This window comes from Citrobacter sp. S46_ASV_140 (genome assembly GCF_018919545.1).
GTDB lineage: Bacteria > Pseudomonadota > Gammaproteobacteria > Enterobacterales > Enterobacteriaceae > Citrobacter > Citrobacter braakii.
The window spans coordinates 1-14,866 of record NZ_JAHLRC010000086.1; the positions used below are offsets into that span (position 1 = coordinate 1).

Genomic DNA, 14,866 nt, shown 5'->3' on the forward strand with positions numbered 1-14,866 from the left:
CAGTTATCCTGTTGATTGTCGGAAATATTCTCAACATTGTGCTCGATTTATGGCTGGTAATGGGCCTGCATATGAACGTGCAGGGGGCGGCGTTGGCGACGGTGATTGCCGAATATGCCACGCTGCTGATTGGCCTGATGATGGTACGCAAAGTCCTGCATATGCGTGGAATTTCGCTGGCAATGTTGAAGCTGGCGTGGCGTGGCAACTTCCGTCGTTTGCTGGCGCTCAACCGCGACATCATGCTGCGTTCTCTGCTGCTACAGCTCTGCTTTGGGGCCATTACGGTTCTGGGCGCGCGTTTGGGAGGCGATATCATCGCGGTTAACGCCGTTCTGATGACTCTGCTGACGTTTACCGCCTACGCGCTGGATGGATTTGCCTATGCTGTGGAAGCGCATTCGGGTCAGGCCTATGGGGCGAGGGATGGCAGCCAGTTGCTTGATGTCTGGCGGGCGGCCTGTCGACAGTCCGGTATTGTGGCTATTCTGTTTTCGCTGGTTTATGCCCTGTTTGGCGAGCAGATTGTTGCGCTGCTGACCTCGCTGCCGCAAATCCAACAGTTGGCCGATCGCTATCTTTTCTGGCAGGTGGTTTTGCCGCTGGTGGGGGTGTGGTGTTATCTGCTCGACGGTATGTTTATTGGCGCGACACGGGCTGCAGAAATGCGCAACAGTATGGCCGTTGCCGCAGCAGGGTTCGCATTAACGCTACTGGCTTTACCGTTGCTGGGAAATCATGGTTTGTGGCTGGCGTTAACCGTTTTTCTCGCGCTGCGTGGGCTTTCCCTGGCCTTTATCTGGCGGCGTCACTGGCGTAATGGAACCTGGTTTGCCTGAGCGGATGGTTAAAAATTCCGAATAATAAATAAAACCCAGAATCCCTGACTACACTTATTCTCACGTCCAGCAAAAACAGCATGTGTCTGGACATGGCACTCTCGCTATTCACAACCTAACGATGAGGACTTGATGATGAATAAAGACGAAGTCGGCGGTAACTGGAAGCAGTTTAAAGGTAAAGTGAAAGAGCAATGGGGCAAACTGACCGATGATGATATGACGGTCATTGAAGGTAAACGTGACCAACTGGTCGGTAAAGTCCAGGAGCGTTACGGTTACGCGAAAGATCAGGCGGAGAAAGAAGTGACCGATTGGGAAAAACGTAATGATTACCGCTGGTAATTAACCCTTCCCTCCTGAGAGTACAAGGATGTACGCTCTCCCACCCGCTTAACGCCCAACTTTCTTCTTCACCTGAATCGTATGGTCATGCTGGCATTCGCTAGGGTGACGACATGACTCAACCTCCACACAGGCCGGGCACAGTCCATGGGCTTCAATAACGTTATGTCGCAGGGCAAAACCCATTTTTGCTGCCAGCGTATGCATGATGTCTTCCACGCCTTCTGCGCACTCTTCTTTTACCACACCACAGCGGTCGCAAATGAACATTGCGGAACTGTGAGTTGGCTGATCGAATAGATGGCAAAGCACATAGCTGTTGGTGGATTCCACCTTGTGCACAAACCCTTGTTCCAGCAGAAAATCGAGCGCACGATACACGGTCGGCGGCTTGGCCTGCGGCTCGGTTTCCCGCAACAGGTCAAGTAGGTCGTAAGCGCTGATTGCGCCTTCCTGCAGGCTCATCAGGCGCAGCACTTCGAGGCGTTGTGGCGTAAGCCGTACGTTGCGTTGCGCACAGAGTTTTTCAGCTTGAGCCAATAACTCCTGCGTGGTGGTTTTGTCCATTTGGCGCCTCGATTTGCGTGCAAGGTTAATCCCTTACTTTAACATGTTCTGTTTAAAACACCGAGATCCACCGCGGTGTGCTATACCTGACCCATCGCAATACTGGAAAATAATCATGAAAAGACCCGATTGTATTCGTCACTGGCGTGAAGTTGAGGGGGCTGATGACTCCACCTATCCCGACAGCGATGAGCTGTTTTCCATAGGTGCGCCGCTTGCCCGCAAGCTGGGGTTAGGGCGACTCGGCATTCATCATGAGCGCCTGCCGCCGGGCCGACGCACCTCGTATCCGCACGCTGAAAGTGATGAGGAAGAGTTTATCTATGTGCTGGAGGGATATCCTGAAGCCTGGATTAACGGTTATTTATGGAAGCTGGAGCCGGGCGACAGCGTCGGTTTCCCGGCGGGCACCGGCGTGTGTCACACCTTTATCAATAACACCAGTGAAGAGGTACGTCTGCTGGTCGTGGGTGAGGCGAACAAAAAATACAATCGTATTTATTATCCGCTTAATCCGGTTTATGCCGCCACGCGTGAGGACCGTTGGGTCGACCATCCGCCGCAGTTTTTTGGATCTCACGACGGAAAACCGGGGCGTAAATAGCGCTTGTCGGGGAGCAGGGAGGGGGAACCTCGCGGATGTGGCTCACTATCGTAACGGTCTATGCTATAGTAGCGCCCCTTTTTTAACCGGATGCTTGAATATTCGCCATGCTGCCTGAATCTCAGTCTACCGCTTTTCCCGCTCATCGTTTTTCTATCGCGCCGATGCTCGACTGGACGGACAGACATTGCCGCTACTTTTTGCGCTTACTGTCCAGCCAGACGCTGCTCTACACGGAGATGGTAACCACCGGCGCGATCATTCATGGTAAAGGCGATTATCTGGCGTATAGCGAAGAAGAACATCCGGTCGCTTTGCAACTGGGCGGGAGCGATCCGGCTGCGCTGGCGCAGTGCGCAAAGCTTGCTGAACAACGGGGCTATGACGAAATTAACCTCAACGTGGGTTGCCCTTCCGATCGTGTACAGAATGGAATGTTTGGTGCCTGTCTGATGGGAAATGCGCAACTGGTCGCTGATTGCGTCAAAGCGATGCGCGATGTGGTATCGATTCCGGTAACGGTGAAAACCCGTATCGGTATTGATGACCAGGACAGCTACGAATTCCTGTGCGATTTCATCAACACGGTCTCCGGTAACGGTGAATGTGAGATGTTTATCATCCACGCCCGCAAGGCCTGGCTGTCTGGGCTAAGCCCGAAAGAAAACCGCGAAATCCCACCGCTGGATTATGACCGTGTTTATCAGCTAAAGCGCGATTTTCCGCATCTGACAATGTCGATCAACGGTGGCATAAAATCGCTGGAAGAAGCGAAAATCCATCTGCAACATATGGATGGCGTGATGGTGGGGCGCGAAGCTTATCAAAACCCAGGCATTCTGGCGTCCGTTGACCGCGAGATTTTTGCTGTCACTAGCGAAGATGCCGATCCGGTCGCCGTAGTGCGTGCGATGTATCCGTATATTGAGCGTGAACTGAGTAAAGGAACCTATTTGGGGCATGTCACACGCCATATGCTGGGACTGTTTCAGGGGATTCCAGGGGCACGGCAGTGGCGTCGCTATCTAAGCGAAAATGCGCATAAAGCCGGGGCAGATATTGAGGTTCTGGAACATGCGCTGAAGCTGGTGGCAGACAAACGTTAAGTTTTCGCCAAAAGTTAGTGAATTTCACCACGCCCTGCGCTTCGTCGCGGGGCGTTTGCTATATAAATCAATATATTAATTTTGGCATGTTTCTTGTAAAGCTGTGGAGAGTATTTCATTTCGGGAGAGAGCCATGCTGGAACTACTTTTTGTGATTGGATTTTTTATCATGCTGATGGTCACCGGCGTATCTTTGCTGGGAGTGCTGGCCGCATTGGTGGTAGCCACTGTGGTGATGTTTTTGGGCGGACTATTTGCGTTGATGATTAAACTGTTGCCCTGGCTGTTATTGGCCGTTGCCGTGGTGTGGGTTATCAAGGCGATAAAAGCGCCAAAAGTCCCACAGTATCAGCGCAATAACCGCCGATTTTACTAAGGTATTGAGCGGTGTGTCACAACCTGCAACATTGCCTTTAGAAGCAAATAGGAATTGATTATCAAATCTGTCACTATTGCCAGGTTAACGAATTCATCGAGCTGTACCCTACATACAGCCGAACTAAAAAAAGAAAGGGCTTCCTACGGGAAGCCCTAATTCTTTCTTCCCCCTTCATAATTCAAACCGCAGGTTTGTTGGCGGCTTGAATTATTTAGCGGAAATGAGGGCGTTACGGGATCAGCAAACTCGACCCCTGTGTGGCCCGGCTTTCCAGCACTTCATGAGCACGCTGCGCGTCGTGCAGTGCGAACGTCTGGCCCGGTGCGACATCCACTTTGATCACTCCGCTGGCAATCAGTGAGAAAAGCTCATTGCTGGCTTCGGTTAATTCATGGTGGTTGGTGATGTAACCCTGGAGTGAAGGGCGAGTCACGTACAGCGAACCTTTCTGATTCAGAATGCCTAAGTTAACGCCAGTCACCGGTCCGGAAGCATTACCAAAGCTGACCATGAGCCCCCGGCGCTGCAGGCAATCCAGTGAGGCTTCCCAGGTATCTTTCCCCACCGAGTCATACACCACCCGCACTTTTTTACCGCCAGTGATCTCTTTTACACGTTCTACAATGCTCTCTTCACGATAGTTAATGACCTGCCATGCGCCGGCCTGCAGCGCAATTTGCGCTTTTTGCGCATTACCGACGGTGCCAATCAGCTTCGCACCCAATGCTTTTGCCCACTGGCAGGCAATCATACCGACGCCGCCTGCTGCCGCATGGAACAAAAATGGTTCATCGGGCTGAATTTCATAGGTCTTACGCAACAGATAAAAAACGGTGAGCCCTTTAAGAAATGAGGCTGCAGCTTGTTCAAACGAGATAGCGTTGGGCAAAATAGCGGTTTTATCAGCCGGGACGTTATGCACTGAGCTGTAGGCGCCCAGGGGAGACTGAGCGTAAACCACGCGATCGCCGGCTTTAATGTGCGTCACTTTGCTACCGACTTTACTGACCACGCCTGCGGCTTCGGTACCCAGACCGCTGGGCAGAGAAGGCGGTGGATAAAGACCACTGCGGATATAGGTGTCGATATAGTTGATCCCAATCGCTTTGTTCTCGACCTGGATTTCATTTTCCGCCGGGTCTACAGGCGTAAACTCCACAGCCTTGAGTACATCAGGGCCACCATGCTTGTGAAATTCAATACGTGTTGCCATGCTTCCTCCAAAAGAAATGTGGTAATCTTTCGACCCAATCATTATCTCGGTAACTCCATTCACTATGGCAGGAAATAAACCCTTCAACAAACAACAGACTGATGCTCGTGAGCGCGATCCCCAGGTCGCCGGGCTGAAAGTACCGCCGCACTCGATTGAAGCGGAACAGTCGGTGTTGGGCGGTTTAATGCTGGATAACGAGCGCTGGGACGATGTGGCTGAGCGTGTGGTGGCGGAAGATTTTTATACCCGACCGCACCGGCACATCTTCACCGAAATGCATCGCCTGCAGGAGATGGGAAAACCCATCGATCTGATCACGCTTGCAGAATCGCTGGAAGTTCAGGGGCAACTGGACAGCGTCGGCGGTTTTGCTTACCTGGCTGAGTTATCTAAAAATACGCCAAGTGCAGCGAACATTAGTGCCTATGCGGATATTGTCCGCGAACGTGCCGTTGTTCGTGACATGATTTCGGTGGCGAACGAGATCGCGGAAGCCGGGTTTGATCCGCAAGGCCGTTCCAGTGAAGATCTGCTGGACCTCGCGGAATCCCGCGTCTTTAAAATTGCTGAAAGTCGCGCCAATAAAGACGAAGGTCCGAAAAATATTACCGATGTGCTCGACGCTACCGTCGCGCGTATCGAACAGCTGTTCCAGCAGCCACACGATGGTGTCACCGGGGTCAATACCGGTTATGACGACCTCAATAAAAAGACTGCTGGTTTACAGCCGTCAGACTTAATTATCGTCGCCGCGCGTCCGTCGATGGGTAAAACGACATTTGCAATGAACCTCGTCGAAAATGCGGCGATGCTGCAAGATAAGCCGGTTCTTATCTTTAGTCTTGAAATGCCCTCAGAACAGATCATGATGCGTTCCCTGGCCTCACTCTCACGTGTAGACCAAACCAAAATCCGTACCGGTCAACTGGATGATGAAGACTGGGCGCGAATTTCCGGAACAATGGGTATTTTGCTGGAGAAACGAAACATCTATATTGATGACTCCTCCGGCCTGACGCCAACGGAAGTGCGCTCGCGTGCCCGTCGTATCGCCCGCGAACACGGTGGTATCGGACTTATCATGATCGACTACCTGCAGCTGATGCGCGTGCCGTCGCTCTCCGACAACCGTACGCTGGAAATTGCTGAAATTTCCCGCTCGCTGAAAGCGTTAGCGAAAGAACTGCATGTGCCGGTGGTGGCGCTGTCGCAGCTTAACCGCTCTCTGGAACAACGCGCCGATAAGCGTCCGGTCAACTCGGATCTGCGTGAGTCCGGCTCCATCGAGCAGGATGCCGACTTAATCATGTTTATCTATCGTGATGAGGTTTATCACGAAAACAGCGACTTGAAAGGCATCGCCGAGATCATTATCGGTAAACAGCGTAACGGCCCGATCGGTACGGTGCGCCTGACGTTTAACGGTCAGTGGTCGCGCTTCGATAACTATGCTGGCCCGCAGTACGACGACGAATAACAACACTGAATCAGGTTACTCAAGCAAATACTTATCAAGGAATACAAATGCAAGCGGCAACTGTAGTCATTAACCGCCGCGCTCTGCGACACAACCTGCAACGTCTGCGTGAACTGGCTCCAGCCAGTAAACTGGTTGCGGTCGTGAAAGCGAACGCTTACGGCCATGGTCTGTTAGAGACCGCGCGAACGCTCCCCGATGCGGACGCTTTTGGTGTCGCTCGTCTTGAAGAAGCCCTGCGGTTGCGAGCGGGAGGGATCACGCAGCCCATCCTGCTGCTGGAAGGATTTTTTGATGCTTCCGATCTGCCGACTATCTCCGCGCAGCGTCTGCATACTGCCGTCCATAACCAGGAGCAGCTTGAAGCTCTGGAAGCCGCAGTACTGGCTGAACCGGTCACCGTCTGGATGAAGCTCGACACGGGAATGCACCGTCTGGGCGTGCGTCCGGAGCAGGCCGAGGCGTTTTATCAGCGCTTGACGCAATGTGAAAACGTGCGCCAGCCGGTCAATATCGTCAGCCACTTTGCGCGCGCGGACGAGCCTGAGTGCGGCGCGACCGAAAAGCAGCTCGATATCTTCAATAGCTTTTGCGCAGGTAAACCGGGTCAGCGTTCGATCGCCGCGTCGGGAGGTATTCTGCTGTGGCCGCAGTCTCACTTCGACTGGGCGCGTCCGGGGCTGATTCTGTATGGCGTATCGCCGTTGGAAAACCACTCTATCGGTGCCGATTTTGGCTGCCAGCCGGTGATGTCGCTCACTTCCAGCCTGATTGCGGTGCGTGAACACAAAGCGGGCGAGCCGGTTGGCTATGGTGGAACCTGGCTGAGCGAGCGCGACACGCGTCTGGGCGTGGTGGCGATGGGCTATGGCGATGGTTATCCGCGCGCAGCGCCGTCTGGGACACCGGTACTGGTCAATGGCCGTGAAGTGCCGATCGTCGGTCGCGTCGCGATGGATATGATTTGCGTCGATTTAGGTCCCGAGGCGCAGGATAAAGCCGGCGATTCGGTTATCCTGTGGGGTGAAGGCCTGCCCGTTGAACGCATTGCTGAAATGACGAAAGTAAGTGCTTACGAACTTATCACGCGCCTGACCTCAAGGGTGGCAATGAAGTATATCGATTAAGTTCATGATGTGCCGGATAAGGCGGTTGCGCCGCCATCCGGCAATATTCCTCTCAACATCCTCTCGATCTTCTCCCGCTTCCGGTTTATTGTGTTCTTAACCCCTGCCTGTAAACCTGGAGAACCACACGTGTTTCAAAAAGTTGACGCCTACGCCGGCGACCCGATTTTATCGCTCATGGAGCGTTTCAAAGAAGATTCACGTAGCGACAAAGTGAACCTCAGCATCGGTCTGTACTACAACGAAGACGGCATTATTCCTCAGCTTAAAGCGGTGGCAGAAGCGGAAGCCCGACTGAATGCCAAACCGCATGGCGCTTCGCTGTATCTGCCGATGGAAGGCCTGAACACTTATCGCCATACTATTGCGCCGCTGCTGTTTGGCGCAGAGCATCCGGTTCTCCAGCAGCAGCGCGTCGCAACGATTCAGACGCTGGGCGGCTCCGGTGCGCTAAAGGTTGGCGCAGACTTCCTGAAACGCTATTTCCCTGATTCTGGCGTGTGGGTCAGCGATCCGACCTGGGAAAACCACATCGCGATTTTTGAAGGTGCTGGGTTCGAAGTAAGTACTTACCCCTGGTATGACAACACCACCAATGGCGTGCGTGTCAACGACCTGCTGGCCACGCTGAACACCTTACCGGCGCGCAGCATCGTACTGCTGCATCCATGCTGCCATAACCCGACGGGTGCGGATTTGACCCCCGCGCAGTGGGATGGTGTCATTGAGATCCTGAAAGCTCGCGATCTGATCCCGTTCCTGGATATTGCTTACCAGGGTTTCGGCGGTGGAATGGAAGACGATGCCTATGCGATCCGCGCCATTGCCAGCGCCGGATTGCCTGCACTGGTCAGCAACTCATTCTCGAAGATTTTCTCTTTGTACGGCGAGCGTGTCGGCGGACTTTCAGTAGTCTGTGAAGACGCTGATGCCGCCAGCCGCGTTCTGGGGCAGCTAAAAGCGACGGTGCGTCGTAACTATTCCAGCCCGCCAAACTTTGGTGCGCAGGTCGTGGCCGCAGTGTTGGGTGATGACGCGCTGAAAGCCAGCTGGCTGGCGGAAGTCGAAGAGATGCGTACCCGTATTCTGGCGATGCGCCAGGCGCTGGTTAACGTATTGAATGCGGAGATCCCTGGTCGTAACTTTGATTACCTGCTGCAACAGCGCGGGATGTTCAGCTATACCGGACTCAGCGCTGCTCAGGTCGATCGCCTGCGCGATGAGTTCGGTGTGTACCTGATAGCCAGCGGTCGTATGTGCGTGGCCGGGTTGAATCACGGTAACGTGCAGCGGGTGGCGAAGGCATTTGCCTCCGTCATGTAACCGGGTTTTTAGGCCTGATAAGCGTCGCGCCATCAGGCATTGTATTGCCGGATAGAGGTGTAATCATCTTATCCGGCCTACTTTCTTTCACCGTGCTATTGGTCTGTTTTCCAATGTGATCATGCTCTTTTTCCAGGACAAAACCAGAGAAAATCCTTCCTTTCCCTCCCCCTAAGGGGTAAGGTCAGATAGTTTTTTGACCAGTTGTTAATAAAAAAATGATAACTAACTGACTACTTAGGGAAAAATATGCGCAAGTTTACGTTGGCACTGAGTGCCGTTTGTTTATTGTTCACGCTAAATCAGCCGGCCCAGGCGTTAGTTTCCTCTCCCTCTCAGCTTAATCCAGGCACCAACGTTGCAAAACTCGCTGAGCAGGCACCCATTCACTGGGTCTCCGTGGCACAAATTGAAAACAGCCTGACCGGACGCCCGCCGATGGCCGTCGGGTTTGATATCGATGACACCGTCCTCTTTTCCAGCCCAGGCTTCTGGCGCGGAAAAAAAACGTATTCTCCGGACAGTGAGGATTACCTGAAAAATCCGGCCTTCTGGGAAAAAATGAACAATGGCTGGGACGAATTCAGCATTCCGAAAGAAGTGGCGCGTCAGTTGATTGATATGCACGTGCGTCGCGGCGACAGCATCTTTTTCGTAACCGGGCGTAGCCAGACGAAGACCGAAACGGTGTCGAAAACGCTGTCCGATAACTTTCACATCCCGGCCGGCAATATGAACCCGGTCATTTTTGCCGGTGATAAGCCGGGCCAGAATACGAAAACGCAGTGGCTGCAGGATAAAAATATCCGTATGTTCTACGGCGACTCTGATAATGACATTACCGCCGCCCGAGACGTGGGTATTCGTGGCATTCGTATTTTACGCGCTTCTAACTCCACTTATAAACCGTTGCCACAGGCCGGCGCGTTTGGTGAAGAGGTGATCGTCAACTCGGAATATTGAGGACATTGCTTGCGGTTGTTGTTTTTTTAAACAAATTTGCTTTACCTGCTTTTACCTTTTGCGGACTTGCTGCACACTGAATAAAAGATGTTCTCATTAGGCAATATGCTGGTAAGGGGAATTAAGATGACGAATTCGGAGTTGCTGCAATACTGCATGGCAAAAATGGGCGCCGAGCAGAGCGTACACAGTGACTGGAAGGCCACACAAATCAAAGTCGAAGATGTGCTTTTTGCCATGGTAAAAGAGGTGGAAGAACGCCCGGCGGTGTCACTGAAAACCAGCCCGGAACTGGCAGAGTTGTTACGTCAGCAGCATAGCGATGTACGGCCAAGCCGGCATCTAAATAAGGCGCACTGGAGTACGGTGTATCTGGACGGCTCGCTGCCGGATTCGCAAATCTACTACCTGGTAGACGCCTCTTATCAGCAGGCCGTAAACACGCTGCCGGAAGATAAACGCCGGATACTGGCGCAGTCCTGATCTGTTTTCCGCAATGAGGCGCCAGCGCCTTATCAGGCCTACAAGCAATTATGCATATTTTGTAGGCCTGATAAGCGTAGCGCCATCGGCATGATTACAACAGTGGTTTGAGGAAACGGGCCGTGTGTGAGGCTTCACAATCAGCGACTGTTTCTGGTGTGCCTGAAACCAGAATTTCCCCGCCGCCGCTGCCGCCTTCCGGACCGAGATCGACAATCCAGTCAGCGGTTTTTATCACGTCCAGATTGTGCTCAATCACTACGATGGTGTTGCCCTGATCCCGGAGCTGATGCAGCACGTCCAGCAGTTGCTGAATATCCGCAAAATGCAGACCGGTGGTCGGTTCGTCGAGAATATACAGCGTTTGACCGGTACCGCGTTTGGACAGTTCACGCGCCAGCTTCACGCGCTGCGCTTCACCGCCCGAGAGCGTGGTGGCGGACTGACCCAGTCGAATGTACGTCAGACCCACGTCCATCAGCGTTTGCAGCTTACGCGCCAGCGCCGGAACGGCATCGAAGAACTCACGCGCTTCTTCAATCGTCATATCCAGCACTTCGTGGATAGTCTTGCCCTTGTACTTAATCTCCAGAGTTTCGCGGTTATAGCGCTTGCCTTTACACTGATCGCACGGCACGTAGATATCCGGCAGAAAGTGCATTTCGACTTTGATCACGCCGTCGCCCTGACAGGCTTCACAGCGTCCGCCGCGGACGTTAAAGCTGAAACGACCCGGAGTATAACCGCGGGCACGTGACTCCGGCACACCGGCAAACAGTTCGCGCACTGGCGTAAACACGCCGGTGTAGGTTGCCGGGTTAGAGCGCGGCGTACGGCCAATCGGGCTTTGGTCAATGTCGATCACTTTGTCGAAATGTTCCAGACCCTGAACATCACGATATGGCGCGGGTTCAGCCAGCGTGGCGCCGTTCAGCGCCGTCTGCGCAATCGGGAACAGCGTGTCGTTAATTAGCGTCGATTTACCCGAACCGGAAACACCGGTAATGCAGGTAAATAAACCAACCGGCAGCGTCAGGGTGACATCTTTCAGGTTGTTACCGCGCGCGCCGGTCAGCTTCAACACTTTTTCCGGGTCTGCCGCCACGCGCTGTTTCGGCACTTCAATCTTGCGCTTACCGCTCATGTACTGGCCGGTCAGCGACTCAGGCACGGCCATGATATCTTTTAGCGTACCTTCGGCGACCACCTGGCCGCCGTGAACGCCCGCGCCGGGGCCGATGTCGATGACGTGGTCAGCGGCGCGAATCGCGTCTTCATCATGCTCAACCACAATGACGGTATTGCCCAGATTACGCAGGTGGATAAGCGTACCCAGCAGACGCTCGTTATCGCGCTGATGCAGACCGATAGACGGTTCATCCAGTACATACATTACGCCGACCAGACCTGCGCCGATCTGGCTTGCCAGACGAATACGCTGGGCTTCGCCGCCGGAGAGCGTTTCTGCTGAACGCGACAGCGTCAGATAGTTGAGGCCGACGTTGACCAGGAACTTCAGACGATCGCCAATCTCTTTGAGAATTTTCTCTGCAATCTTCGCTCGCTGACCCGCAAGCTTCAGGTTGTTGAAGAAATCCATGGCGTGACCGATGCTCATGTCGGAAATCGCGGGCAGCGGCGTATTTTCGACAAATACGTGGCGGGCTTCCCGGCGTAAACGCGTCCCCTCACAGCTGGCGCACGGTCGGTTGCTAATGAACTTGGCTAATTCTTCACGTACCGCGCTGGATTCCGTCTCTTTATAACGGCGCTCCATATTGTGCAATACGCCTTCGAACGGATGGCGGCGTACGGACGTATCGCCGCGATCGTTCATGTATTTAAATTCGATATTCTCTTTGCCGGAACCGTACAGCACCACTTTATGCACGGCAGGGTTCAGGCTGGCCCATGGGGCTTCGACGTCGAATTTATAGTGTTCCGCCAGTGACTTAAGCATCTGGAAGTAATAGAAGTTACGGCGATCCCAGCCGCGGATAGCACCACCGGCCAGCGACAGTTCCGGATTTTGGATCACCCGGTCAGGATCGAAATACTGCTGCACGCCGAGACCGTCACAGGTCGGGCATGCGCCCGCTGGGTTATTGAACGAGAACAGGCGTGGTTCCAGCTCGCGCATGCTGTAGCCGCAGATCGGGCAGGCGAAGTTGGCGGAGAACAGCAACTCTTCCGCTTTCGGATCGTCCATATCGGCGACCACCGCCGTACCACCGGACAGTTCCAGCGCGGTTTCAAAGGATTCAGCCAGTCGCTGGGTGAGATCGTCGCGTACTTTAAAGCGGTCAATCACCACTTCAATAGTGTGTTTCTTTTGCAGTTCAAGCTTGGGCGGATCGGAAAGGTCGCACACTTCACCGTCGATACGGGCGCGGATATAGCCCTGGCCTGCCAGGTTTTCCAGCGTTTTAGTATGCTCGCCTTTACGCTCTTTAATCACCGGCGCCAGCAGCATCAGACGTTTGCCTTCCGGCTGCGACAGAACGTTGTCCACCATCTGGCTAACGGTCTGGGCCGCCAGGGGAACGTCGTGATCCGGGCAGCGCGGTTCGCCAACGCGGGCAAACAACAGGCGCAGATAGTCGTGAATTTCGGTAATCGTACCTACCGTGGATCGCGGGTTGTGGGATGTCGATTTTTGTTCAATTGAGATGGCGGGAGACAGCCCCTCAATGTGGTCGACATCCGGCTTTTCCATCAGCGACAGAAACTGACGCGCGTACGCGGAAAGGGATTCAACGTAACGACGCTGCCCTTCGGCATACAAGGTGTCGAAAGCGAGCGAAGATTTGCCTGAGCCCGAAAGCCCGGTGACGACAATCAGCTTGTCGCGCGGGATGACGAGGTTGATGTTTTTGAGATTATGGGTGCGGGCGCCCCGAACTTCGATCTTATCCATTCATCTTTCCCGGATTAAACGCTTTTTTTGCCTGGCTGCATGGTGCTACCGGCGATCACAAACGGTTAATTATGACACAACCTGACCTGAATGGATATACAGTATTGGAATGCAAAACGCAGATGCCTGTGCAACAATGTCTGTCTGGGGTTGTTTACTGGAATCGATCTCGCAACGTAGTAAAAGCGCTATTGGAAATGCTACAATCCCGCGCTTACACTTATTCAGTAACGTTTTTCAGGAGACACGATCATGGCCAGCAGAGGCGTAAACAAGGTGATTCTCGTCGGTAATCTGGGCCAGGACCCGGAAGTACGCTATATGCCGAATGGTGGCGCAGTTGCCAACATTACGCTGGCTACTTCCGAATCCTGGCGTGATAAAGCGACCGGCGAAATGAAAGAGCAGACTGAATGGCACCGTGTGGTGCTGTTCGGCAAACTGGCGGAAGTTGCCAGCGAATATCTGCGTAAAGGTTCCCAGGTCTATATCGAAGGTCAGCTGCGTACCCGCAAATGGACCGATCAATCCGGCGTAGAAAAGTACACCACTGAAGTTGTGGTTAACGTTGGCGGCACCATGCAAATGCTGGGCGGTCGTCAGGGTGGTGGTGCTCCGGCAGGTGGCGGCCAGCAGCAGGGTGGTTGGGGTCAGCCTCAGCAGCCGCAAGGTGGCAATCAGTTCAGCGGCGGCGCGCAGTCTCGCCCGCAGCAGTCGGCTCCGGCAGCGCCGTCTAATGAGCCGCCGATGGATTTCGACGACGATATTCCGTTCTAATCCTTCTGCTTTTCGCTGAAAATTATGGCTACCTCAGGACTGGGGTAGCCATATGCAATTCTGTTATCAGTTCAACACCATCGGCCAGTCTGGCGGTGTATGGCTCATCACTTCAACCATTACGGTTTCAATGTTCTTCCAGATTGCGGACATATCCACCAGGGTTATGCCGAGTAATCCGGTCGCAAACCAGCAGGCAAAAACCAGCCCTAAACCGCTGCTAATGACGGCCAGGCCAATATAATCTGATTTACGAAAACGGATATTAAGCGTACTGGCTAAAAACATCAGCACTGCACTGAGTAATTGCCACCGCAGAAGAACCACGCCAGTTGTTATCGTTGCCATGAAAAACGTCCTCAGAAAGTCTGGATGCCCAGGACAGCGCGGGGGTGTTCACCGAGGGTGTAGTACTCTGGCTATCGACGGGCAATAACATGAATGAAACATCGTTTTTGTTACATGATTTTTGTGAACTATATCACATATGCTCGTTTGTTCACCAGTGTTGGACGTATTTTTTGCAGGATGATAACCATGTTAAATATGTGGTTATATTCAAGGAAGCAATGATACTAAATAATCAACTCTAAAGATGCATTTGCGTTACCTGTTTTATTTATCCTAAATTAATCGTTAAAAAAATCTAATGAATTTCTTAAATAAAGCCAGGATAGTGCTTATAAAAAATTACTCCTTGGGGATAATAACGTTATGAAATAAGCATAACTTTAAGTTTGCCT

General features: G+C 53.1%; 15 protein-coding genes. 11 read left to right on the forward strand and 4 right to left on the reverse strand.

Annotation, left to right across the window (positions count from 1 at the left end; translation table 11 throughout):
- Window positions 1-839 (forward strand): MATE family efflux transporter DinF (gene dinF / locus KQJ19_RS17735; RefSeq protein ID WP_216403927.1); only part of this gene is annotated, 839 nt, incomplete at its 5' end.
- Window positions 840-974: 135 nt separating this feature from the next.
- The gene (locus tag KQJ19_RS17740) at window positions 975-1,184 is read left to right on the forward strand and encodes a CsbD family protein (RefSeq protein ID WP_019077869.1); all 210 of its coding nucleotides are present in this window, start codon (window positions 975-977) and stop codon (window positions 1,182-1,184) included.
- 48 nt (window positions 1,185-1,232) lie between these two features.
- On the opposite strand, the gene zur is transcribed toward KQJ19_RS17740, so the two are convergent.
- Window positions 1,233-1,751: a zinc uptake transcriptional repressor Zur gene (zur, locus tag KQJ19_RS17745; RefSeq protein ID WP_216403928.1), complete on the reverse strand. Its 519-nt coding sequence runs from the start codon at window positions 1,749-1,751 to the stop codon at window positions 1,233-1,235.
- A gap of 115 nt (window positions 1,752-1,866) precedes the next feature.
- Between zur and KQJ19_RS17750 the strand changes: the two genes are divergently transcribed.
- From KQJ19_RS17750 to pspG, 3 genes are all read left to right on the forward strand, one after another.
- A complete protein-coding gene (locus tag KQJ19_RS17750; RefSeq protein WP_016155350.1) occupies window positions 1,867-2,355 on the forward strand; it encodes a cupin domain-containing protein in 489 nt (162 codons plus the stop codon).
- A 107-nt stretch (window positions 2,356-2,462) separates the two neighbouring features.
- Window positions 2,463-3,461, forward strand: a complete 999-nt coding sequence (gene dusA, locus KQJ19_RS17755) for a tRNA dihydrouridine(20/20a) synthase DusA (RefSeq protein ID WP_016155444.1) — start codon at window positions 2,463-2,465, stop codon at window positions 3,459-3,461.
- Between the two features lie 133 nt (window positions 3,462-3,594).
- Window positions 3,595-3,837 carry an envelope stress response protein PspG gene (gene pspG, locus KQJ19_RS17760; RefSeq protein ID WP_016155352.1) on the forward strand — a complete coding sequence of 81 codons (243 nt, stop codon included), beginning with the start codon at window positions 3,595-3,597 and terminating at the stop codon, window positions 3,835-3,837.
- Window positions 3,838-4,069: 232 nt separating this feature from the next.
- Here pspG and KQJ19_RS17765 read toward each other — a convergent pair whose 3' ends face one another.
- Entirely contained in the window at window positions 4,070-5,053 is a 984-nt protein-coding gene (locus tag KQJ19_RS17765; RefSeq protein WP_016155445.1) for a quinone oxidoreductase, read from the reverse strand.
- Window positions 5,054-5,117: 64 nt separating this feature from the next.
- Between KQJ19_RS17765 and dnaB the strand changes: the two genes are divergently transcribed.
- The 5 genes from dnaB to KQJ19_RS17790 all read left to right on the forward strand — a co-directional run bounded on the left by dnaB (window position 5,118) and on the right by KQJ19_RS17790 (window position 10,429).
- Window positions 5,118-6,533 carry a replicative DNA helicase gene (dnaB, locus tag KQJ19_RS17770; protein WP_003826610.1) on the forward strand — a complete coding sequence of 472 codons (1,416 nt, stop codon included), beginning with the start codon at window positions 5,118-5,120 and terminating at the stop codon, window positions 6,531-6,533.
- A 47-nt stretch (window positions 6,534-6,580) separates the two neighbouring features.
- The gene (gene alr / locus KQJ19_RS17775) at window positions 6,581-7,660 is read left to right on the forward strand and encodes an alanine racemase (RefSeq protein ID WP_016155354.1); all 1,080 of its coding nucleotides are present in this window, start codon (window positions 6,581-6,583) and stop codon (window positions 7,658-7,660) included.
- A 129-nt stretch (window positions 7,661-7,789) separates the two neighbouring features.
- Window positions 7,790-8,983 carry an aromatic amino acid transaminase gene (gene tyrB, locus KQJ19_RS17780; RefSeq protein WP_216403929.1) on the forward strand — a complete coding sequence of 398 codons (1,194 nt, stop codon included), beginning with the start codon at window positions 7,790-7,792 and terminating at the stop codon, window positions 8,981-8,983.
- A gap of 249 nt (window positions 8,984-9,232) precedes the next feature.
- Window positions 9,233-9,946 (forward strand): acid phosphatase AphA, encoded by a 714-nt coding sequence (aphA, locus tag KQJ19_RS17785; protein ID WP_003826615.1) that lies wholly within the window; start codon window positions 9,233-9,235, stop codon window positions 9,944-9,946.
- A 126-nt stretch (window positions 9,947-10,072) separates the two neighbouring features.
- Window positions 10,073-10,429, forward strand: coding sequence for an MmcQ/YjbR family DNA-binding protein (locus KQJ19_RS17790; RefSeq protein WP_016155357.1), 357 nt, complete (start codon window positions 10,073-10,075; stop codon window positions 10,427-10,429).
- A 94-nt stretch (window positions 10,430-10,523) separates the two neighbouring features.
- On the opposite strand, the gene uvrA is transcribed toward KQJ19_RS17790, so the two are convergent.
- Window positions 10,524-13,346 carry an excinuclease ABC subunit UvrA gene (gene uvrA, locus KQJ19_RS17795; RefSeq protein ID WP_141876103.1) on the reverse strand — a complete coding sequence of 941 codons (2,823 nt, stop codon included), beginning with the start codon at window positions 13,344-13,346 and terminating at the stop codon, window positions 10,524-10,526.
- Window positions 13,347-13,598: 252 nt separating this feature from the next.
- Here uvrA and ssb1 point away from each other — a divergent pair, with 252 nt between their 5' ends.
- Window positions 13,599-14,123, forward strand: a complete 525-nt coding sequence (ssb1, locus tag KQJ19_RS17800) for a single-stranded DNA-binding protein SSB1 (RefSeq protein ID WP_003826621.1) — start codon at window positions 13,599-13,601, stop codon at window positions 14,121-14,123.
- Between the two features lie 66 nt (window positions 14,124-14,189).
- Here ssb1 and KQJ19_RS17805 read toward each other — a convergent pair whose 3' ends face one another.
- Window positions 14,190-14,471 (reverse strand): YjcB family protein, encoded by a 282-nt coding sequence (locus KQJ19_RS17805; protein ID WP_016155360.1) that lies wholly within the window; start codon window positions 14,469-14,471, stop codon window positions 14,190-14,192.
- Window positions 14,472-14,866 lie beyond the last annotated feature (395 nt).